Source organism: Tractidigestivibacter scatoligenes (assembly GCF_001494635.1).
Taxonomy (GTDB): domain Bacteria; phylum Actinomycetota; class Coriobacteriia; order Coriobacteriales; family Atopobiaceae; genus Tractidigestivibacter; species Tractidigestivibacter scatoligenes.
This window is the reverse complement of sequence record NZ_LOJF01000001.1, coordinates 94,647-116,392: the sequence shown is the minus strand read 5'-3', so window position 1 is coordinate 116,392 and position 21,746 is coordinate 94,647. Positions and strand designations below refer to the sequence as shown.

At 62.6% G+C, this 21,746-nt stretch carries 22 protein-coding genes; 20 read left to right on the top strand and 2 right to left on the bottom strand.

Annotated elements, in window-relative coordinates; all coding sequences use genetic code 11:
• Window positions 1-213 precede the first annotated feature (213 nt).
• The 12 genes from rpsF (at window position 214) to AUL39_RS00475 (ending at window position 11,037) form a co-directional block, all read left to right on the top strand.
• Entirely contained in the window at window positions 214-507 is a 294-nt protein-coding gene (gene rpsF / locus AUL39_RS00530; RefSeq protein WP_059052582.1) for a 30S ribosomal protein S6, read from the top strand.
• A gap of 47 nt (window positions 508-554) precedes the next feature.
• On the top strand, window positions 555-1,091 hold the full coding sequence (locus AUL39_RS00525; RefSeq protein ID WP_059054003.1) for a single-stranded DNA-binding protein: 537 nt from the start codon (window positions 555-557) through the stop codon (window positions 1,089-1,091).
• A gap of 47 nt (window positions 1,092-1,138) precedes the next feature.
• Entirely contained in the window at window positions 1,139-1,417 is a 279-nt protein-coding gene (gene rpsR, locus AUL39_RS00520; protein ID WP_059052580.1) for a 30S ribosomal protein S18, read from the top strand.
• 32 nt (window positions 1,418-1,449) lie between these two features.
• Window positions 1,450-2,529 carry a DUF2232 domain-containing protein gene (locus AUL39_RS00515; RefSeq protein WP_059052579.1) on the top strand — a complete coding sequence of 360 codons (1,080 nt, stop codon included), beginning with the start codon at window positions 1,450-1,452 and terminating at the stop codon, window positions 2,527-2,529.
• Window positions 2,530-2,552: 23 nt separating this feature from the next.
• Window positions 2,553-3,092, top strand: coding sequence for a 50S ribosomal protein L9 (gene rplI / locus AUL39_RS00510; RefSeq protein WP_059052578.1), 540 nt, complete (start codon window positions 2,553-2,555; stop codon window positions 3,090-3,092).
• Between the two features lie 534 nt (window positions 3,093-3,626).
• A complete protein-coding gene (dnaB, locus tag AUL39_RS00505; RefSeq protein WP_070807546.1) occupies window positions 3,627-4,982 on the top strand; it encodes a replicative DNA helicase in 1,356 nt (451 codons plus the stop codon).
• 206 nt (window positions 4,983-5,188) lie between these two features.
• On the top strand, window positions 5,189-6,469 hold the full coding sequence (locus AUL39_RS00500) for an adenylosuccinate synthase (protein WP_059052574.1): 1,281 nt from the start codon (window positions 5,189-5,191) through the stop codon (window positions 6,467-6,469).
• 65 nt (window positions 6,470-6,534) lie between these two features.
• Window positions 6,535-7,830, top strand: coding sequence for a phosphoribosylamine--glycine ligase (gene purD, locus AUL39_RS00495; RefSeq protein WP_059052572.1), 1,296 nt, complete (start codon window positions 6,535-6,537; stop codon window positions 7,828-7,830).
• A gap of 194 nt (window positions 7,831-8,024) precedes the next feature.
• A complete protein-coding gene (locus AUL39_RS00490) occupies window positions 8,025-8,738 on the top strand; it encodes an NUDIX domain-containing protein (protein WP_082667235.1) in 714 nt (237 codons plus the stop codon).
• Window positions 8,731-9,591, top strand: coding sequence for a hypothetical protein (locus AUL39_RS00485; protein ID WP_070807524.1), 861 nt, complete (start codon window positions 8,731-8,733; stop codon window positions 9,589-9,591). The genes AUL39_RS00490 and AUL39_RS00485 overlap by 8 nt, the downstream gene beginning before the upstream one ends.
• Before the next feature lie 867 nt (window positions 9,592-10,458).
• On the top strand, window positions 10,459-10,608 hold the full coding sequence (locus AUL39_RS11165; protein ID WP_160326999.1) for a hypothetical protein: 150 nt from the start codon (window positions 10,459-10,461) through the stop codon (window positions 10,606-10,608).
• Window positions 10,609-10,677: 69 nt separating this feature from the next.
• A complete protein-coding gene (locus AUL39_RS00475; RefSeq protein ID WP_059052569.1) occupies window positions 10,678-11,037 on the top strand; it encodes a hypothetical protein in 360 nt (119 codons plus the stop codon).
• Window positions 11,038-11,203: 166 nt separating this feature from the next.
• On the opposite strand, the gene AUL39_RS00470 is transcribed toward AUL39_RS00475, so the two are convergent.
• A complete protein-coding gene (locus AUL39_RS00470) occupies window positions 11,204-12,073 on the bottom strand; it encodes a pyridoxamine kinase (protein WP_059052567.1) in 870 nt (289 codons plus the stop codon).
• A 144-nt stretch (window positions 12,074-12,217) separates the two neighbouring features.
• Between AUL39_RS00470 and purE the strand changes: the two genes are divergently transcribed.
• From purE to AUL39_RS10805, 7 genes are all read left to right on the top strand, one after another.
• On the top strand, window positions 12,218-12,679 hold the full coding sequence (purE, locus tag AUL39_RS00465) for a 5-(carboxyamino)imidazole ribonucleotide mutase (protein WP_059052565.1): 462 nt from the start codon (window positions 12,218-12,220) through the stop codon (window positions 12,677-12,679).
• A gap of 57 nt (window positions 12,680-12,736) precedes the next feature.
• Window positions 12,737-13,186, top strand: a complete 450-nt coding sequence (locus AUL39_RS00460; protein ID WP_059052563.1) for a GatB/YqeY domain-containing protein — start codon at window positions 12,737-12,739, stop codon at window positions 13,184-13,186.
• A gap of 27 nt (window positions 13,187-13,213) precedes the next feature.
• Window positions 13,214-14,206, top strand: a complete 993-nt coding sequence (locus tag AUL39_RS00455; RefSeq protein WP_059052561.1) for a class B sortase — start codon at window positions 13,214-13,216, stop codon at window positions 14,204-14,206.
• Window positions 14,203-15,804 (top strand): amidophosphoribosyltransferase, encoded by a 1,602-nt coding sequence (gene purF / locus AUL39_RS00450; RefSeq protein WP_235810711.1) that lies wholly within the window; start codon window positions 14,203-14,205, stop codon window positions 15,802-15,804. Before AUL39_RS00455 ends, purF begins: the two co-directional genes overlap by 4 nt.
• Window position 15,805: 1 nt before the next feature.
• A complete protein-coding gene (purM, locus tag AUL39_RS00445) occupies window positions 15,806-16,876 on the top strand; it encodes a phosphoribosylformylglycinamidine cyclo-ligase (RefSeq protein ID WP_059052558.1) in 1,071 nt (356 codons plus the stop codon).
• Complete coding sequence (purN, locus tag AUL39_RS00440) at window positions 16,873-17,487, top strand: phosphoribosylglycinamide formyltransferase (protein WP_059052556.1); 615 nt, start codon at window positions 16,873-16,875, stop codon at window positions 17,485-17,487. The genes purM and purN overlap by 4 nt, the downstream gene beginning before the upstream one ends.
• 464 nt (window positions 17,488-17,951) lie before the next feature.
• Window positions 17,952-18,527 carry a Spy0128 family protein gene (locus AUL39_RS10805; RefSeq protein WP_153001524.1) on the top strand — a complete coding sequence of 192 codons (576 nt, stop codon included), beginning with the start codon at window positions 17,952-17,954 and terminating at the stop codon, window positions 18,525-18,527.
• A gap of 121 nt (window positions 18,528-18,648) precedes the next feature.
• Here the strand turns inward: AUL39_RS10805 and rlmD are convergent, their stop codons facing one another.
• The gene (gene rlmD / locus AUL39_RS00430; RefSeq protein ID WP_059052552.1) at window positions 18,649-19,830 is read right to left on the bottom strand and encodes a 23S rRNA (uracil(1939)-C(5))-methyltransferase RlmD; all 1,182 of its coding nucleotides are present in this window, start codon (window positions 19,828-19,830) and stop codon (window positions 18,649-18,651) included.
• Between the two features lie 215 nt (window positions 19,831-20,045).
• Between rlmD and AUL39_RS00425 the strand changes: the two genes are divergently transcribed.
• Window positions 20,046-21,518: a radical SAM protein gene (locus tag AUL39_RS00425; protein ID WP_059052551.1), complete on the top strand. Its 1,473-nt coding sequence runs from the start codon at window positions 20,046-20,048 to the stop codon at window positions 21,516-21,518.
• The last annotated feature ends 228 nt before the right edge of the window (window positions 21,519-21,746 follow it).

The window sequence follows — 21,746 nt, the reverse complement described above, 5'->3', positions numbered from 1 at the left end:
CAGGAAGAATCCGTAATCTTTGGGACGGAGTAGGACGCGTGGAAGCGGAGGCTATTGCGTCGGTGGGTACGACGCTTGTGGATTTGGGCACACAATCGCAGGTCACAGATGGTCATATCTGCAACAGCTGTGATACGATACCAAATCGCATGCTTCCTGCCCTAGGCGCAAACCTTCACGACCTAGGGCCATCAGCCCAGAGGAGGTGACAACATGAAGGCTTATGAACTGCTGTTCTTTGTCGATCCCACTACCAACGAGGAGACCCGCGCTGGCGTTATGAAGCGCATCGAGGTCGCTATCACCACTGACGGCGGCACCGTTGACTCTGTCGAGGACTGGGGCAAGCGCAAGCTCGCCTACGAGATCGACCACCTCACCGAGGGTGACTACACCCTCATCAACTTCCACGCAGATCCTTCCCAGATCGCAGAGCTCGACCGAGTCCTGCGCATCAACGATGCCGTCAAGCGCCACATGATCGTGGCCCGCACGGACAAGGACTAGTCAGCGGAAGGCGGGCCCTGTGCCCGCAGAGAGAGGTAGTGAGCAACGTGAGCATTAACAGGGTGAACATCTCGGGCAACCTTACCAGGGACCCGGAGCTTCGTTCCACCGGCGGCGGCACTCAGGTTCTCTCCTTTGGTGTCGCAGTCAACGACCGTCGTCGCAACCAGCAGACCGGCGAGTGGGAGGACGTGCCCAACTTTGTCGACTGCGTCGTGTTCGGCGCGCGCGCCGAACCGCTCTCGCGCTACCTCAGCAAGGGCTCCAAGGTCGCTATCGAAGGAAAGCTTCGCTATAGCTCCTGGGAGTCCAAGGAAGGTCAGCGCCGCAGCAAGCTCGAGGTAGTGGTGGACGAGGTCGAGTTCCTCTCGTCCAGGAACCAGGCAGCCGCACCGCAACAGGCAGCTCCTGCTCCGCAGTACAACGCGCCGCAGCCCCAGCCGGCTCCCTACGCGGCGGCTCCGCAGTCAGCAGCACCCACACAGTATCCCGCACAGCCGGGCTACTCCGCTCCCGCTCCGGCCGCGCCGCCTGTCTCTACGCCCCCTGCAGCAGACGTCTACGACGAAGACATTCCGTTCTAGTAACAGTAAGGCGGCCCCAGGGCCGCCGTTAGAAAGGCAAACCAGACATGGCTCAGCAGCAGAAAAAGCAAGAGTTTCAGCGCCAGCCGCGTCGCAAGTACTGCCAGTTCTGCAAGGAGGAGACCGAGTACATCGACTACAAGGATGTGCAGCTCCTCCGCAAGTTCATGACCGACCGCGGCAAGATCAAGCCCCGTCGCGTCACTGGCGCCTGCACGCAGCACCAGCACGATATCGCGGTTGCCATCAAGCGCGCCCGCGTTATGGCGCTCCTGCCCTACACCGTTCCCGTGGTCTCCAGCCGCGGTGGCCGCAGCCGCGGTTAAGGTGCGGGGTTCGAGAAAGAACCAACTAGGTCATGACGGTGGAGAAGGACACAGACGAGCAGACCAGGGCGCTTGCGCTCTGGAACGCGTCTAACCCCAAGGACAACTCGTCCGAGCAGGGCGGAATTGTCCCTGCGGGAGACGGCGCACAGGCACCGCGCGGCAGGTCGTCGCTCGTTGCCGGGCTTGTCATTTGCGCACTCGGTGGCGTGATAGCCGCGTACATCCCCATGCTCGGGTGCTTTGCCATAGGTTGCGGCGCGGTCATCACCTTGGCAGCGCGCAGCCCCCTGCAGAGTATTGCTACACTCGCCTGCACGCTTGTGCCTACGGCGATAGTGGCTGCCGTGGCGCAAGTTGCCACGGTCCCAAGCGTTCTTGTTGCCTGTGCCATAGGCATTGGGACGGCATGGGCATCTGCACGTAGCAGACTGTCGCTTTCGGTTGCGTTTGCGCTCATCACGTGCGGTACGCTCGCGCTCATTGGCGTAGATGTCATCCAGCTGCAGTCGATGGGCTCCTCCATGGCCGACATGATCACGCAGCTCGTGAACGTGTATGCAAGCGGCATTGGCGTGTCTTCCGTCTCGGCGGCAACGCAAGTCGAGACGCTGCGGGCGACGTTGCAGGTCTATTGGCCAAGCGCGTATCTCGTTGTGGCTTTGATCGAGTTTCTCTGTGCGCTTCTCGGCGTCCGCGCGTCGGCGAAGCGCGAGGATCTTCGCGTCACCATGCCAACGCTTATAGAGTACGACGTACCCGTGTGGCTCGTCGGTGTGCTTGTAGCCGACATCCTTGGGCTTGCGGCGGTAGGTGTGGTGCCACAGGCATACACCAATGCCGTGAACATGGTCTCGGCTAACGTCCTGGTGGCTCTCCGGATTGCCTTTGCAATCCAGGGCTTTGCCATCATTGCCTGGCTTATTCAAACCAGGCATGTGGGTGCGTTTGCGGGCGCGTGCACAATAGTCGCCGGGCTTTTTCTCGAAGACCAGTTTTACGTCATGACCATCGTGGGGCTTGTCGATGTGTGGAAGAACTTCCGTCACCTTCCCAGGGGCGTGAAGACCACCATCCAGAGCAACACGGACCAAGATCAGAAGTCGGCATAGCCGACTGAACGAAGGAGTGTCCCATGAAAGTCATCCTCTTGGGTGAGCTCCGGGGCAAGGGCGGAGAGGGCGACGTCGTCGACGTGGCCCAGGGCTACGCGGAGAACTACCTCTTCCGCAACAAGATCGCCCAGCCTGCCACCCCGGGTAACCTTAAGCAGCTCGAGCAGCGCCGCGACAGCATTGCCAAGCGCGAGGCCGAGCGCATTGCTAACGCCGAGGCAACCAAGGCCATCCTTGACGAGAAGCTCGTGAAGGTCGACGCGAAGATTGGCGAGGAGGGCCAGCTCTTTGGCTCCATCACCTCTCAGCAGATCGTCGATGCCATCAAAGCGCAGCTTGGCGTTGACGTTGACCGCAAGCGCATCGTCCGTGGCGCCACCATCAAGACTGCTGGCCGTCACGCCGTCGAGATCAACCTCTACCGCGAGATCAACGCCAAGATCGTCGTTCTCGTGGGTGACGAGCCCGTGGCCGAGGAGCCCAAGGCTGAGGAGGCTGCCGAGCCCGAGGTCGCTGAGGCTGCCGACGAGGCAACTGAGACCACCGAGGCTGCCGAGTAGCCTTCGGAGTTTTCGACCAAACATGCTCTCAACTGGGGATTTCAACAATTCCCGCAGGTCAAGAGTAGTGGTCCAAGAACTCGGTTGGTAAGCGCACTACCACAAATTTGCCCCGCATGCACGTGTGGCATGCGGGGCAAACGCTCGAAAGATGCATGTTTTAAGCCTATTTAACTGGGAAAACGCCACGAAATCGGATAATCGCATCAAACCCGCTGGTCTATCTTGCACGTAATGAATATTTAAGGTGGTTGCGATAATCGGACTCCTGGCACGCATCCTCGTCGTTCGCCAAATTGTTGAAAACGTTGAAAACTCTCAAAGTCCCCGCTCAGCGAGAGGCGTTTTCAACATCGTATGTAGAAGACTTTGCCGCAACCTTCCCTTCTCGCAGGTAGATGGCGTACGTTGGGTGGACGGCGAGCAGCGGTACCAAATTGGGCAACACGGTAGCATCCAAGGGACGATAAGACTGGCACACAGGAGGGGGCACGGCTCGTGGCACAGGACGGCTACGACATCAATCCAACTCAGATGACGGCAACGTCGGACGTTGCAATGCCACAGGATCCCGAGGCAGAGTCCTCGGTCCTCTCGGCCATGCTCATCTCGCAGGACGTTTTGCAGGAGTGCCTCATCGAGCTGGAGCCGGATGATTTTTACATCCCCTCCAACCGCAAGATTTACCTTGCCATGCGCGAGATGTTCGACCGCAACATGGCAGTGGACACCATCTCGCTTGCGGACTTCCTCAAGAGCCAGGGCGAGCTTGAGCGCGTGGGCGGCAGGCCCTACCTGCTGGATTTGGGCAACAACTCGCTGGCGCTCGTTGGCTGGCGCCGCCACGTCGAGATGCTGCGCCGTGACTCTACGCTGCGCCGCATGATCTCTGCCGCCGCGCAAATCACCGCCCTAGCCTACGATGCCCCCGAGGACACCAAGGAGGTTGTGGACAGGGCCGAGAAGATGCTGCTCGACGTCACCAACAGGGACGTGCGCTCGAGCTACCAGCCAATTGGCACCATCATGAGCGACCTGTTTGACCAGCTCTCTGACATGTGCGAGAACCAGACCGCAGAGCTGGGCGTCAAGACGGGCTTCCCCACCATCGACTCCAAACTCCTGGGCCTGCGGCCTGGCCAGATGATTGTCATCGGCGCCCGACCCGGCGTTGGTAAGACCTCCTTCGCGCTGAACCTTGCCGTGAACGCGGCGTTCAACGGTGCCTCGGTCGCGTTCTTCTCGCTCGAGATGAGCAAGATCGAGATTGCGCAGCGCCTTCTCTCGGCCCAGTCTGGCGTTGGCCTGCAAGAGATTCGCTCGGCCCACATCCAGAACGATCAGTGGCCCGAGCTCATCCGCGGCACAGACGAGCTCTCGGGCCTGGATATCATGATCGATGACACACCTGGCACCACCGTCACCGAGATTAGAGCTAAGGCACGCCGCATGCTGCATGGTAAGAAGCTTGGGCTTGTCGTGGTGGACTACCTGCAGCTCCTTTCGCCGCCGGCAGGCATGCGCCGTGCGGACAGCCGTGCCACCGAGGTCTCGGAGATGTCGCGTGGCATCAAGATCATGGCCAAGGACCTTGAGTGCCCCGTCATTGCGCTGTCCCAGCTCTCGCGTCGCGTAACCGAGCGCACCGGCAAGCGCCCCGAGCTCTCGGACCTGCGCGAGTCTGGCGCTATCGAGCAGGACGCCGACATCGTCATCCTTCTCGACCGCTCCATGGACGAGGAGGAGGCAGCTCGCGACGACCGCCCGGACATGGGCGTCACCAATTTCATCATCGCGAAGAACCGCTCCGGCGCGCTTGGCGACGTGCCTCTCACCTTTGTGGGCAACAAGACAAAGTTCCTCGAGGTCACGACGCACTACGACGACTAGCGCCTGTGCGTCCCTCTCGCCAGCTGCGCCCAATGCTGTTCCGCGCTGCTCTCACAACGGAAAAATTGTTATGGCTGTGGGATGTTTCCGCACGTCTTTGCGCTGCTCCCGATAACCGCTGGCCATGCCGTATACTGGCTTGGTTAGGGGCACCGTGCGACAGGCGCCGGCAGCCCGGCTTATCACACTCTTTTTGAGGGGGAGCAATGCCTGCATCAGTTCTCGTGGGTACGCAGTGGGGCGACGAGGGCAAGGGTAAGGTGACAGACCTCATCTCCGGCGACTTTGACGTTGTCTGCCGCTACGCCGGCGGAGCCAACGCGGGCCACACCGTCATTGCCGGTGGCCACAAGCTCGCCCTTCACCAGGTGCCCTCTGGCGTCATGTACAAGGGTGTCTATCCCGTGATTGGCAACGGCTGCATCGTCGACCCCGAGGTGCTCCTTGGTGAGATCGACACCCTCGAGGCCCAGAGCATCTCCTGCAAGGACCTCAAGATCTCCGGCAACGCCCACATCGTGATGCCTTACCACAAGGACCTCGATGGCGCGCACGAGAAGAAGCTTGGCAAAAACCTCATTGGCACCACCAAGCGCGGCGTTGGCCCCTGCTACATGGACAAGATGAACCGCACCGGCCTGCGCATCCAGGACATGCTGGACGAGAAGATCTTCCGCGAGAAGCTTGAGGCTGCGCTGGCATACACCAACCCCATCCTCGAGAAGGTCTACGAGCTGCCCACCTACACCGTGGATCAGATTTGCGAGACCTACCTGCCCTACGCTGAGCGTATCCGCCCGTACATCGTGGAGAGCTCCCTCTTCTTGAACGAGCAGCTCGAGGCCGGCAAGAACATCCTCTTCGAGGGTGCGCAGGCAACCATGCTCGATATTGACCATGGCACCTACCCCTTTGTGACCTCCTCCAACTGCACCGCCGGCGGTGCCGTGACGGGCTCGGGCGTTGGCCCCACGCGCATCGACCGCGTGCTGGGCGTCGCCAAGGCATACCTCACGCGCGTGGGCTCTGGTCCGTTCCCCACGGAGCTGTTCGACGAGATTGGCGACAAGCTGGGCGAGGTTGGCCACGAGTATGGCGTGACCACGGGTCGCAAGCGTCGCTGCGGCTGGTATGACGCCGTGGTTGTGAACTACGCCGCCCGCGTGAACGGCCTTACGGACCTGGCCATCACCAAGCTCGACGTTCTGGGCTGCCTGGACGAGATTAAGGTCTGTGTTGCCTACGAGTGCGACGGTAAGCGCTATACCACCGTCCCCGAGCACCAGTCCGTCTTCTACCATGCCAAGCCTGTCTACGAGACGCTGCCCGGCTGGAATTGCGACATCTCCGGCGTGCGCAACTTCTACCAGCTCCCGCGCGAGGCAAAGGACTACATCGACTTCCTCGAGCAGCTTGCGGGCGTACGCGTCTCCATCATCACGGTGGGACCGGACCGCGAGCAGACCATTAACCGTTACTGGGACTAAGTGACGCGCTGACGCGCCCGGATACACCGGGCGCGTCATGCTGTTGCGACAACAAGGGAGGACACGTGGGCGATTCTAAGGTCGATATTCTTCTCCTGGGTGCGGGTGGGCGCGAGCATGCGCTTCTCGCCAAGCTTGCCGAGTCGCCCCGCGCGGGCAAGCTTTGGGTGGCACCTGGCAACGGCGGCATGGACGCTATGGCCGAGGTTGCTGCAATCGACCAGGACTCGCCCGTCGACGTGGCCAACTTCGCTCGCGAGAACGGCGTTGACCTCGTGGTCATTGGCCCGGAGGCGCCGCTCGTCGAGGGCGTTGCAGATGCCGTGCGCTCGGCGGGCATTATGTGCTTTGGACCCAACGCCTCGGCGGCGCGCATGGAGGGTTCGAAGAAGTTTGCTAAGCAGGTTATGGCACGCGCCGGTGTGCCCACCGCAGCGTGGCGTTCCTTCACCGAGCAGGAGCCCTGCGAGGAGTACATCCGCCGGCTTGACGGCCCCTGTGTGGTTAAGGCCGACGGCCTTGCCGCTGGCAAGGGTGTCATTGTGGCCAAGGATGTCGACGAAGCCCTGGCTGGCGTGCGCGAATGCTTCTCGGGCCGCTTTGGCGAGGCTGGTGCAACGGTAATCGTGGAGGAGACCCTCGACGGTCCCGAGTGCTCGCTTCTCGCGCTTACCGACGGCACTACGCTCGTGCCGCTTGCCACGGCGCAGGACCACAAGCGCGCCCTCGACGGCGATAAAGGTCCCAACACCGGCGGTATGGGGGTCTACTCGCCTGTTCCCATGGTTACGCCTGAGGAGCACGCCGCAATGGTTGCCATTGAGCAGCGCGTGGTCGACGAGCTCCGTGCCGAGGGCATCACGTACTCTGGCTGCCTGTACGGTGGCTTCATGCTCACCAAGGACGGTCCCAAGGTCCTCGAGTTTAACGCCCGCTTTGGCGACCCCGAGACCCAGGTGGTGCTGCCGCGCATGCAGGCAGACCTTGTCGACGTCTTTCTCGCCTGCGACGAGGGGACCCTCTCGCCCGACATGGTTTCCTGGAACGACGACTGGGCCGTCTCGGTGGTTCTTACCAGCGCCGGGTATCCCGGAAGTTACGAGAAGGGCAAGGCTATCTCGGGCATCGAGCGTGCAGAGTCGCTGGACGGCGTTACCGTCTACCACGCCGGCACCGCGATTGACGCCAACGGACAGCTGGTCACGGCCGGCGGCCGCGTGCTTGATGTGACAGCCGTGGCGCCCACCTTCGAGGAGGCTCGTCGTCAGGCGTACGCCGCGTGCGAGCTCATCGACTTTGAGGGCAAGACCATGCGGTATGACATTGGGGCAAAGGCGGTTCTGCCCCGCAACAACGGATAGTCCCGGCGGGTTTACGCAACACGGCAAACTACGTTATTTGGAGGAACAGGGCGGTGGCACGGGTGCAGGACACGGGCGACGAGATGGACGAGGGGTACTCCTACGAGGGCGCACCTGCGGACGATTCGCAGATTCGCCCGCAGTACGTCGAGGCCGTTCCCACGATGGATGACCTCCGCTCTGCCACCGCAGACATGCGCTCGGCGGCAGATGATCTCACCTTTGATGGTGACCGCTCGAGCCAAGATCACGTCTCAGGCGTCCCCCAGGCCCGTGACCTGGTGCTGGGTGAGGATGACCCGCGCGACGCCGGCCTGGAAGAGCACCCTGTCTCCGAGGACGTTGCCTGGACCGGACGCATCTTCAACGTCAACCGCCTGCGTGTGAAGCTCCCGGATGGTCGAACTGCCGTGCGTGACGTGGTGCGTCATCCCGGTGCCGTGGCGATTGTCGCGCTCACGGACGAGGGGCGCATCTGCCTGGTGCGCCAGTTCCGCACAGCGCTTGACCGCGTGACGGTCGAGATTCCCGCGGGCAAGCTCGATCCCGGTGAGGACCCGCTTGACGCGGCCCACCGCGAGCTGGCCGAGGAGACCGGCATGCAGGCCGAGAAGATGGCCTACCTTACCACCATTGCCACGTCCGATGGCTTCTGCGACGAGCTCATTCACCTCTACATGGCAACGGGCCTGAGCTATCAAAAGTCGAGCCCCGATGCCGACGAGTTTATCAATGTGGACCTTGTTGACCTCTCCGAGCTGGTCGACGCGGTTCTCGACGGTAGGATTGAGGACGCAAAGACCGTGGTGGGCGCTCTCGTCTGCGATGCAATCGCGCACCGCCTTGCGCCTGGTGAGACCGCCGGTCCTGTGAATGACCCCGCAGGCGAGGGGGAGCTTGATGGCTAAGTCAAACATCGAGATGGCCCGCCGCCAGACCAATGCCCTTACCGGCGACGAGGCTGAGAAGCTCTTCGAAACCGTTGACGAGACGGGCCACTCCAACGAGGAGGTCGCCCGCCGCGAGCGCAGGCGCCGCAAGGAGAAGGGTGCGGGCGTCGACATCGACCCGCTTTCCGCCGACGACCCCTCCGGTTCCAACGTGGGCAAGGTCATCGCAAAGACGGCCGTTGGCTTTGTGCTGGTCTTTCTCGTGATTGTTGTTGTCGGACAGGTCATTTTTGGCGTGGTGCGTCGCTCCAACACCGCAGACCTCGCGCACAACGTGACGGTTGCCACGGTGGCTTCGGCGCTGCGCGGCGGCGTCGAGTGGGGCAACGGCTTCACGCAGTTCCCCGAGGACTTCTCGGTGCAGGAGGCGGACGAGAACACCGGTACCGTCGAGGTGACCGTGATCGACACGACCTCCGAGGACGCGCTCGAGTGCTTTGCAGGCTCGCAGGTGCAGGCCTCGGCCTTCTCGGTGAACTGCCTGCTCAACCCCAACATCAATACCGTTATCTACCACGTGAACGTGCACATGGACGAGAACGGCAAGTTCAAGACGTCGCAGCTCTTTGGGTTCCTCAAGCCCACCGGCGATGTGACCTCGTTCATTACGTTTGTGTGGTCCAAGACGCAGAGCTCCACGGGCGTGAACTTTAACTGCAGCATCACGGGTGTGGATGAGACGCTCGAGGAGGAGCTGCGCGACCAGGTCACTACGTCGTTTACGCCGGTTGCGATTCTGAATGACCTCACGGGCGGGTCGACGGGGAGCGATGCGGAGACGAGCAGCGGGTCTGGCACTGGCTCGAAGTAGGGATGCGGGGGCACTAGGATGCCCAGGCAGCCGTGCCATGGGGCATTCTCGCAATCCCGCTCAATCTCGCCGTTTATGGGTGGCTAACCGTTCGGAATCCGCGCCGTTCCCGCAATGCCGCGCAACCTCGCCGTTTAAGGCGCTCTAAACGTTCGGAAAAGTGCTAACCGGCGAAAAGACGCGCCATGGGCGAGAAGGCCAAAATGGCATGACACGGTATGACAGCGTGAGCCATCTCAATTCTCGGCAATTCGATCAGAGCTACCCCTCATGGCCAGAATGCTACCGCCTACAGAATTACTTTAGAGACCAAACGACCAAACACCCTCTCTGAGCTGCGCGGAAGATTGCTGTCAGACAAGTGTCAGTTATAGATGACTCCGGGCTCGGTACAAGAAGCTCACCAGGGCGACCGGAGGGGGGCTAGTCGTGAGCAGGGGGTACTGGCGTGTGGTGCAGGATGAGGTGAACGAAGCTCTTGATGCGTCGGAGCAACGCGGGATGTGTCTCTGCGTGAAGAGCGATCGAACGAAGAGGCTTCTTGATCGTCGCGCTAAGGCGGGAGATGTGGTAGCACCATTCCCGCACGTGTATGCAAGGGCCTCGTATTGGAGGTCCCTCTCGCCAGCAACACAGGCCCTTCACGTAGCGAGGGCCGTCGCCGCACTGCATCCGGCTTGGGTGTTCTGCGGGACTTCTGCAGCGATAGTCCATGGCTTGCAAGTTTCCGAACCTGACCCCTCCGTTGTCCACGCACTGGATACAAGGGGTGGCAAGGGGCGCCGAAGCAAGTACGTGGTAAGGCACCGCATGCGTCCGGGCGATGACGAGAAAACCGAGGTTGTGTCGGGTGTAAAGGTAACGTCATTGGAGAGGACCATTGCGGACTGCTTGCGAACGCTTTCCCTGCCGGCAGGTCTTGCCGTTGCGGATTCCGCGCTTCGCGACTACGGCCTTTCGCGAGAAGACCTTGCAAACTTTGTGCAGGCCCAGCCGCATGCGCGCGGTTCTCGGTAGGCGCTTCAAACCATTGGCTGGGCGGATGGACGCTCCGAGAATGGCGGAGAGTCGGTTGCTCGCGGAATCATGATTGAGCTGGGGTTTTGCGTGCCAGAGCTGCAGGTTCTTGTGGAAGATCCGTCGCGACCTGGGTGCGAGTTCAGGGTTGACTACGTGTGGGAAACGGGTGTGGCACGCCCGATATTTGGCGAGCTTGACGGTGCAGCAAAGTATGCCGAGCGCGGAAGCTCTGGCGAGAAGGTCTCTGGCAGGGCGCTGCTCGCCGAGCGACGACGGGAGTCTCGCCTCACGTTGTACGGTGCGTCAATCATGCGGTTCAGCTTTGAGGAGGCAAAGAATCGCCCGTTCTTCAAGGAGTTGCTTGAGCGCTACGGTGTGCCTCGACGGTTGGCGTCAACGGAGATGCCGCGCGATTTCGCCGTTTAAGGTGGGCTAACCGTTCGGAATCAGCGGCAAGTCCCGTTATGCCGCGGGATTTCGCCGTTTAAGGGTCCCTAACCGTTCGGAAAATTCCTAACCGGCGAGAATCCGCGGCATCACCGAGAGGCCCCCGCCGCGCCCCGGCCCCGCGTTGCCGCCGGCCCGCCGGCGCCTACCCAACGAGTGCCGTGACCTGCCCCAACAGGCTCTCGAACGACACCCCGCGCACCTCGTTATCCGGCTGCAGCCGCGTGATGCGCATGGCATCCCGCACGAAGTCCGTGGCAAACGCCACCGCGTCGTACACGCTGCGCCCGCACATAACGGCCCCAGTAAGCGTTGAGGCAAACAGGTCGCCGGTCCCGTGCGTCATGAAAGGCAGTTGCTCGCCCACAACCTCTACTAGGTCGATCTTCTCGCCAGCCACGTAATTTCTGATAAGACTATCACCGCGCACCACGCCCTTTACCACAACGAGATGCGCGCCCATTCCCACCAGCTGCGCCACGTACCTCTCTACTTCGGCCTCCGAGAGATCCTGCCCGTGGTAGGGCATGCCGGTTAGTAGGTGTGCCTCCGTGAGGTTTGGCGTGAGAATGTCTGCCCCGGCAACCAGCTCGCGCATCTTCTCGCACAGCTCAACCGTGTACGTGGGGTACATCTTTCCGCCGTCACCCATAACCGGATCAACCACGCGCAGCGCACCCGGGTGCTCGCGATACAGCCGCTGAATAGCGCCCACTTGCGCAGCAGACCCCAGGAACCCAGAGTAAATTGCATCAAGCTCGATACCTTCTTTAGCCCAGGCATCCAGATAATCCTCAAGGATTCGCGTCGTATCGTGCATATAGTATGTAGGGAACTTGGTGTGCGCCGAGAATAGTGAGGTGGGCACCGGGCACACATCGCATCCTGCCGCAGAGAGCACGGGAATGGCAATCCCCAGCGAGCACTTGCCGTATCCGCACAGGTCGTGCACCGCGGCGACGCGCGGAATGTACGCGCCCTCTCGCTTGTAAAGAACAAGATCCTTTGCGTCCATGTGCTACCTTTCGGGTCGTAATTGGCTCGTGGCGCCTGCCGTGTCTCTGTTGCTGTTGGTTAATGATAGGCCGTTCGCGCCCCGGCACGCCCGGCTCCATCTATACTGTGATGCGTCTCTGAACCCAAATCCAAAGGGGGTCCTATGGCGGACAAGCCGCTGGTGGGAATCATTATGGGGTCTAAGTCGGACATGCCGGCGATGGAGGCGTGCACCGCTCAGCTGGATGAGCTGGGCGTTCCGTACGAGCTGGTCATTGCCTCGGCGCACCGCGCGCCACAGAAGGTTCACGACTGGGCGTCCACCGCTGCGGACCGCGGCCTTAAGGTGATCATTGCTGCCGCGGGCAAGGCCGCTCACCTGGGCGGCGTTGTTGCAGCCTACACGCCGCTGCCCATAGTTGGCGTTCCCATGAAGACGAGCGACCTGGGTGGCATGGACTCCCTGCTCTCCATGGTGCAGATGCCCTCGGGTGTGCCTGTGGCCTGCGTGGCCATTGGCGGCGCCAAGAACGCAGCCATCTACGCAACCCAGATTCTTGGGGCCACCATGCCGGAGTACCGCGAGAAGATTATCCAGATGAAGCAGCAGATGGCAGCGGCGTAGAGTCCGCCGTGCTGCGTGCGGCCGCGCTCACCTCGCGGCCAGGGAGGAAAGCACTACATGAAGAAGGAAGAGCTGCTCGAGCAGATCAAGCTTGCCATGAAGGCGCACGACAAGGCGCGCGTCTCCATCTTGCGCCAGGTAAACCAGGCCGTGAAGCAGGTCGAGGTCGATGAGCGCCGCGACGCCACCGAGGCGGATATCACCAAGGCGGTGAAGAAGCTCCAGAAGGTCACCGCCGAGGAGCTCGACGGCCTGCGAAAGGCCGGCGCCGAGTCCCACGCCGAGCGCATCCAGGAGCTCTCGACACAGGCAGACGTCCTTTCCCAGCTGCTGCCGCGCCAGCTTGAGGGCGCCGACCTCGAGAAGCTGGCCGACTCTCTCATTGCCGAACTGGGCGCCACGGCCAAGCGCGACATGGGCAAGGTCATGGGTGCACTTACCAAGGCAACCAATGGCAACTTCGACAAGCCCGCCGCCGCGGCGTACGTGGGGAGCAAGCTCTCCTAGTTCGCCTCGACCGAGAAAGGCAGTCACGTGTCAAACAGTCAGGGCAAGCATTTTGGCCAGACGTCTGGGGGTGAGCCTACGCTGCCGCACGGCACCGCTAATGACCAGCGTGCGGCTGGCTTCATTCCCGTGGTCACCGACGACCCGTCGTCCAAGGGCGCGGCAGGCGCAGGCGCTCGTTCCTCTCGCCATGGCCGCCGCATGAAGAGCGACAACTACCGCGAGACCGACCCCTACGACCTCTCCGGTCGTAGGTCTCGCGATCCGCGCAAGCGGCGCAACCGCATTATCTCTACGGTGCTCTTCATTGTGGGCATCGTGCTTATCGTGGTGGCGGCCGGCTTGTACGGCTACTCGCAGTGGCAGTACCACGAGCAGGACGTGGAGAACGAGAAGCTCGCTACCTACGCAACCGTGGACGACGAAGGCAACCAGCCGCCTGTGGTGGACTGGGCTGGCCTCAAGGCAGTGAACCCCGAGGTTGTTGGGTGGGTGCAGATTCCCAACACCGTGGTGAGCTTCCCCGTTTACCAGGCGTCGGATAACGACAAGTACCTCCATACCAACGCCGAGGGCACCTACTCGCTAGGCGGCCAGGTCTTTATGGACTACCAAAATCAGGCGCCCGGCATGCTCGACCAGCAGACCATCATCTATGGCCATCACCTACGCAACGGTGCCATGTTCAAGCCCATTGCCGACATGGACAACCAAGAGGCCTTCGACTCCGTGAGCACCGTGTGGTACGTCACCGAAGACGCCAACTATGAGCTTGAGCCCCTCTTCCTCTACTACACGGACGAGAACGACACCAACGTGCGCGTCTTTGACTGGTCCAGCGACGACGAGTTCCACTTGTATCTCTCGGACCTTCTCGCCAAGGCCGTGACCAGCCGCTCTGACGCCTCGGAGCTCATCGGCAAGACGAGCCACGTGCTTACCCTCTGCACCTGCAACTACATTGATGGCTATGGCCGCACCATCCTGGTGTGCGTCCCCAAGAGCGAGGTGGCATCGTGACGGAAGCGTCGTGGACGCCAGAGCCCAGTGACGACAAGCTGCACGACGAGTGCGGCGTCTTTGGCGTGTGGGCGCCAAACCGCGACCCAGCGCGCATGGCGTACTTTGGCCTGCGGGCGTTGCAGCACCGCGGGCAGGAGTCGGCGGGCATTGCGGTGGGAGACGGGCGCACCGTTCTGGTGCGCAAGGACCTTGGCCTGGTCACGCAGGTCTTCTCCGAGGCAGACCTTGCCGCAATGCCGGGCAAGGTGGCTATTGGCCACTGCCGGTACGGAACGGCCGGTGCCAAGGGGTGGGAGTCCGCGCAGCCGCACCTCTCGATGATCAACGACGTGATCATCGCGCTGGCCCACAACGGCACGCTCGTGAACTTTGACGCGCTGCGCGCCGAGCTCATTGAGATGGGCATACCCTTCCGATCCAGCACCGACAGCGAAGTTGCGGCCAAGCTCATTGGCTACTTCACGCAGCGCGGGCATCGCCTGCGTACGGGTATCGCGCACACCATGCGCATGCTCGAGGGCGGCTATGCCATGGTGCTTGCGCGCGAGAACGCCCTCTACGCCTTCCGCGACCCGCACGGCATTCGTCCGCTGGTTCTGGGCAAGCTTGGTGAAGGAGAATGGGCCGTTGCGTCCGAGACCTGCGCCCTGGATATTGTTGGTGCCACCTATGTGCGCGAGGTTGCGCCCGGTGAAATCATCCGCATCTCCGATGACGGCTTTCGCTCCGAGCAGGGTGTGCCGCCGCAGCCCCGTGCCGATTGCATCTTTGAGCACGTGTACTTCTCGCGACCGGACTCGGTGAAGGACGGCAGCTCGTTCTATCTCATGCGTCACAACATGGGCCGCCGTCTTGCGCGCGAGACCCCCGTTGATGCCGACCTTGTCATCTCGGTGCCGGACTCCGGCACGCCCGCGGCCGAAGGCTACGCTGCCGAGCTGGGGCTGCCGTACGGCACCGGCCTCATCAAGAACCGCTACGTTGCGCGCACCTTCATCCAGCCCACGCAGGCCCTGCGCCAGATGGGCGTGCGGCTCAAGCTCAACCCGCTGCCCGACGTGGTGCGCGGCAAGCGCATCGTGATGGTGGACGACTCCATCGTGCGCGGCACCACGTCCAAGCAGATCGTCCAGATGCTGCGCGACGCCGGCGCCACCGAGGTCCACATGCGCTCGGCCTCGCCCATGGTCACCTGGCCGTGCTTCTATGGCATCGACACCGCCAACCAGGACCAGCTCATCGCCGCCAACATGTCACTCGAGGAGATGCGCGACTTTATCGGCGCCGACACGCTGGGCTTCCTCTCGCCGCAGGGTCTTATCGACTGCGTGCCTCACGGCGGCTACTGCACGGCCTGCTTTACCGGCGACTATCCGGTTGCCATCCCGCGCTCGTTCTACGAGGAGAAGTTCCTGCCCGGCTACAAGCCGCATAACCTCATGCAGGCGTCTCTCGAGTCGCACATGAGCATCGACCAGATTGCGCGCGAGGTCGAGCAGGACTCGGCGGCGCGGCTTGAGGCCGCAGGCGCCGCGGGCGAGGCAGGCGGAAATGCCGAGAACAACGATGAAACCCCAGCTAGGAAGGATGCCTAAGATGGCAGATAAGCCCCAGCACGTCTCGTATGCAGATGCCGGCGTCGACGTGGACGAGGGTGCCCGCGCCGTCGACGCAATCAAGGCGGCCGTTGCCTCGACCAACCGACCCGAGGTCATTGGCGGCCTGGGCGGCTTTGGCTCGTGCTTCTCGATGGCCGCGTACAAGGACATGGAGGACCCGGTGCTGGTCTCGGGCACGGATGGCGTGGGCACCAAGCTTGCCATCGCGCAGCTGCTTGACCGGCACGAGACCGTGGGTGAGGACCTCGTTGCCATGTGCGTCGACGACGTGGTGCCTATTGGTGCGGAGCCGCTGTTCTTCCTGGATTACGTTGCCATTGGCAAGCTGCACGCCGAGCACGTTGCCAAGATCGTGGGCGGCATTGCCGAGGGCTGCCGCAAGTCCGGCTGCGCGCTGGTTGGCGGCGAGATGGCCGAGCACCCCGGCGTCATGAACCCCAACGACTACGACCTGGCCGGCTTTGTGGTGGGCGTGGTCGACCGGCCCAAGATGATTGGTCCGCACCTGGTGCACGAGGGCGACGTGATTCTCGGCCTTCCCAGCTCCGGCATTCACTCCAATGGCTACTCGCTCGTGCGCAAGGTGGCTATCGAGGGCAAGACCGTGGAAGAGCTGGAACGCCCGCTTCCCGAGCTGGGCGGCGAGAGCCTGGCCGACGCCGTGATGCGCCCCACCACCATTTACGCCGGCGGGCTGGTTCGCGCACTCAAGGCCGGCGTGCCCATCCACGCTATGGCGCACATCACCGGTGGCGGCATTACCGAGAACCTCAATCGTGCGCTGCCCGCAAACGTTGACGCCGTGGTCGACCGCGGCGGTGAGGATGGCCCCGCATGGGACGTGCCGCCGGTCATCACGTACATGGTGCGCGCTGCGGGCCTCACGCCCGACGAGGCGTACAAGACCTTCAACATGGGCGTTGGCATGAGCATCATCTGTAGTCGCGACGACGTGGACGAGGTCTGCGAGGGGCTTGTTGCCCAGGGGTTCTCGCCGTTCGTGATGGGCGAGTGCGTCGCGGGCGAGGGCAAGGTGACCTATCGATGAGCATTAAGCTGGGAGTGCTCATTAGCGGCTCGGGTACCAACCTGCAGGCGCTCATCGATGCTATTGCCGCAGGTAGGCTTGATGCCAGCATCGAGCTGGTGGTGAGTTCGCGGCCAAGCGCGTACGGTCTCAAGCGCGCCGAGGCGGCGGGCATCCAGACGCTCACGCTCTCCAAGGAGATCTACGCAGACCCAATGGTTGCTGACGAGGTCATAGCCACCGAGCTGCGCCGCGCTGGTGTGGACTACGTGCTCATGGCTGGCTACATGCGGATGGTGCATGACCCCATCCTGGCCAGCTTCCCCAACCGCGTGGTCAACATCCATCCGGCGCTGCTGCCCAGCTTCAAGGGGGCGCACGCCATCCAGGACGCCTTCGACTGCGGCGTCAAGGTCACGGGTGTGACGGTTCACTTTGCCAACAGCGATTACGACTGCGGCCCCATCATCGCACAGCGGCCGGTGGAGGTAGAGGAGGGCTGGACCGTCGACCAGCTCGAGGCTCGCATCCACGAGGTCGAGCACCAGCTCTACCCGCGTGTGGCGCAGCTCTTGGCAGAGGGACGCGTGCACGTGCGCGAAGACGGACACGTGGTGATCGACCAGGCGTAGCGGCAGTGCTTGATAGCTGATCTGTGGCCCCTCCGGTTTTGGCTGGAGGGGCCTTTCCGTTTGGCAGCAGTTTTGATTGAACCCCTTATGTGTTACTGCGCGAGAGTTTGCCGGTGTTACTACTTGAGGGGTCGAGAAAACCCGTAGCCCAACCGCAAATTCTTGCCGCAGACCCGCCCCCCTGCAACCCCGGAGAATAGCTCCTTTTATTAATACCGCCATCGTCGACCTGGGCAAACGTGATGAACGTTTAAAAAAGAGCTATTCTCCGGGGTTGTGGGCATTCAGCATTGCGATGCATCTCGTCTCGTGTTAGGTGCGATAGCGGATACGGGTCGCAACTGGCGTCGGGCCCGTGCGACACCGACCCCGCTACCAAAAGTGAACACGAAAACAATGCGCAGGGCCACGTGGCGGCGCCTGCCCAGGAAACTGGTAATAACCGGTCGATTTCGTGTTCACTTTTGAGGCGGAGAGGGGCGTCGGCAAGCGAGAAGTCCCTGGGCGATAAGCCAGCAAGCGAGAAGACCTCAATCGAGAAGTCCTTGGGCGAAAAGGCCGCCGGCAACCGCATTTGTGCCGCCGCCATACTTTGGGATGGTAGCGCCAGCGAGAACGGCGTGACCACGGACATCATCAACGGCGACGGCACGGTCTCGCTGGGGTCGATCACGTTCGACCAGGTTGGCTCGTACTCCTACAAGGCGTACGAGGTCGCGGGCAACGCCGAGGGTTGGACCTACGACAGCACCGTCTACAACGTGACCTACACGGTGACCGATGACGGCGCCGGCGTCCTGGGGACGAGCGCGTTCATCACCACCTCCGACGGTACCGCTGCCGACGCAGTGACCTTCGAGAACGTTTACACCGCGCCCGCGCCGGAGCCCGAGCCGGCCAAGGAGGAGCCCAAGAAGCCGACCATCCCCAACACCGGTGACGCCACGCAGACCGCTCTGCCCGTTGGTCTCGCAGTCGCCGCGGTGGCAGTGCTCGCAGCTGCCGTGGTGGTGAGGAGGAAAGATCGTCGCAGCAAGTAGTGGTTCTTCTCGGCGTCTGATTGTTTGACGTCAGGTTGGTTCACGTACCACCCCGTTTGTCCGCCCCCAGACCCCCAGGGGCGGGCGCTGCGCTATGAGACAAGGGGACAGTCCCTTTGTCTCATCGTCGTGCGAGCGTCGCGACGCACTCCACGTGCTTGGTGTGCGGGAACATGTCCACCGGCTGCACGCGCTCAAGACGGTAGCCGCCCTCGCGCAGCAGCTCGACGTCGCGCGCCTGCGTGAGCACGTTGCACGAGACGTACGACACGCGCTCGGGCCCAAGCGCGCACACTGCCGAGAGGAACTCGGGCGTCGAGCCAGCCCGCGGCGGATCCATGATGAGCGTGTCAAAGCGTTCGGCGCGCCCGTTGCGCGCTGCCGCTACCAGGTACTCCGTGGCGTCTGCCCGCACAAAACGGCAGCGCTTGTCCAGCCCGTTGGCTATGCCGTTACGTCGTGCCGCCGCCACCGCGCCGCCAACTTGCTCCACGCCCACAACCTCCACGTCCGGGCACTCGTGCGCAGCGCAGATGCCAATGGTTCCCGTCCCGCAGTACGCGTCGAGCAGCCGCATCCCGGGCACAATGCCCGCCCCGGCAATGGCAAGCCGGTACAGCACCTCGGTCTGCGCGGGGTTTGTCTGGTAGAAGCTCGTGGGCCCAATCTCAAACGAGCAGCCCAGCAGCCGGTCGTGCATGACGCCTGGACCGTACAGCGTGATGCACTGCCGGCCGAGAATCGCGTTGGTCCGGCGCTCGTTGATGTTCTGGACAATGCTTGTGACCTGCGGTTGGTTGCGACGTATGTCGTTCACGAACTTCTCGGCGCGTGGAAGCCTTGGTCCATTGGTAACCACTGTGAGCAGGCACTCCTTGGTGGCGTAGCCCATGCGCACCACGGCATGGCGCAGCACGCCGCTCCCGCGGTCCTCCTGGTAGGCGGGGATGCCGCAGCGCTCGGCCGCGCGCGCCACGGCGTTGAGCACGTCTCGCGCACCAGGGGCTTCTACCAGGCACGACGAGCAGGGCACAATGCGATGCGAGCCAGCGGCATAGAAGCCGCAGCGCACGCGTCCGCGCGAGCCCGGCGCAAACGGTGTGGCCGCCTTGTGCCGGTAGCTGCGTGGCTCATCCATGCCGCAGATCTTCTCGAGCGTGCCGTGATCCCGGCGCGCGGCTTGGCCCAGGACCTCCTCGACCAACGCCTGCTTGCGATCAAGCTGGATGGGGTAGGGCACCGCAAGCCACTCGCAGCCACCGCAGGACTTTGCGATGGGGCAGGTGTAGGTGCGATATCCCATGGGTCTCCAGTCAACGAGGGTAGCTTGCGCAATGCGTGACTCTCAGCATACACGCACCAAACGAGTTGAGTGCCCGCGCCTTGCCAACTACGTAGTCCCAGCGCAGGGGCCAAAATTTCCTTGTATGTTTGACTTGGCGGGCGTATAGTTCTCTCAGATTTAAACGCAGGTCAAAAATCTGCGAACAGGGAAGCGCATTAGCAAGGGAGCACGTAATGCAGTCAAAGATTGCTCACGCGGCAGAGCGCAAGGCGTTCAGCGTCGCGCTCGACCAGATCATCAAGGCCGCCTCTGGCGATGATCGCGAGAAGAACCTCGACAAGCTCATCAACATGGCCGGCAACCTGCTCAAGGACACCGCCCCCGGCGTCACGCGCGGCCTGAAGGCGGGTCTCTACCCCGGCTCCAAGTGGGAGCAGTTCCTCTGGAGCGTCATCGACGAGACCGACCCGCACGTGCTCAAGACCGTCGTGCTCAACGGCGGCTACGAGGCTGCCTTCCGCGGTCTGCGCAACACCACGGCCAATGCCGACAAGTACCAGTGCAACGTGCCCCGGATTATCATCTTTGACCCCACCAGCGCCTGCAACAAGCACTGCATTGGCTGCTGGTCTGCTGACTACGAGAAGTGGCAGAACCTCACGTATGAGGAGTGCGACAAGATCATCACGCAGGGCTCCGAGCTTGGCTGCCACCTCTACATGCTGACCGGCGGCGAGCCCCTGGTGCGCAAGAAGGACGTCCTGCGCCTCGCCGAGGAGCACAACGACTGCCTCTTCAACATCTTCACCAATGCGTCCCTCATTGACCAGCCGTTCTGCGACGAGGTCAAGCGCCTGGGCAACATCGTGTTCTCCATCTCGCTCGAGGGCTACGAGGACACCAACGACGCGCGCCGCGGCGACGGCTCCTATGACGAGGTCATGCGCGCCATGGACCTTCTCCACAAGAACGGCCTGCTCTTTGGTACCTCCACGGCCTACACCCGCGCCAACACCGAGACCGTCACGTCCGACGAGTACCTCGACCTCATCATCAGCAAAGGTGCCCGTTGGGCCTGGTACTTCCACTACATGCCCGTGGGCGAGGGCGCAAACGCCGACCTCATGCCCACCGTCGAGCAGCGCGAGTACATGCTGCACCGCATCCGCGAGGTGCGCGGCATCACCGGCGGCAAGCCCATCTTTGCGATGGACTTCCAGAACGACGGCGAGTATGTTGGCGGCTGCATCGCCGGCGGCCGCGTGTTCTGCCACATTAACGCCAAGGGCGACGTGGAGCCGTGCGTCTTCATCCACTACTCCAACGCCAACATCAAGGACCAGGACCTTCTCGACTGCCTGCGTCAGCCCGTCTTCCAGGCCTATCGCGAGAACTACCCCTGGAACGACAACATGCTGCGTCCTTGCCCCATGCTCGAGAACCCCGAGATGCTGCCCAAAATCGTGCACGCGGCAGACGCCAAGTCCACGGAGTACATCTCGCCGGAGGACGTCGACCACCTTTGCGCCCGCACCACGCCCTACGCCGAGAAGTGGGCACCCGAGGCCGAGCGCCTGTGGCTTGAGGAGCACCCCACCGGCAAGAAGATCTACGCGGACAAGATGTCCAACGAGAAGATCTCCCTCAAGGCAAAGCTCATCGCCGAGGAGGACGCCAAGGCCGAGGAGGCCGTCAAGCAGGGCTAGCTGCGGCTGGTTTGCTTCTCGCGCATTGTGATCGCTGGCCCCGGGCTTCGTGCCCGGGGCTTCTTTTTTTGTTGCGGCGCGGCGGCTGGGGCCGCGCAGGCGCGGTTCTTCTCGCCTGCGGCATCGCGCCTGCGGCGCATGCGCCCACGCTGCCCGATGCGTGCGAATCCGTCTCAGCTCGCGCGGGTAAGGTGAATCCAACGCGCGGCAGATGCCGCGCAGTGACAA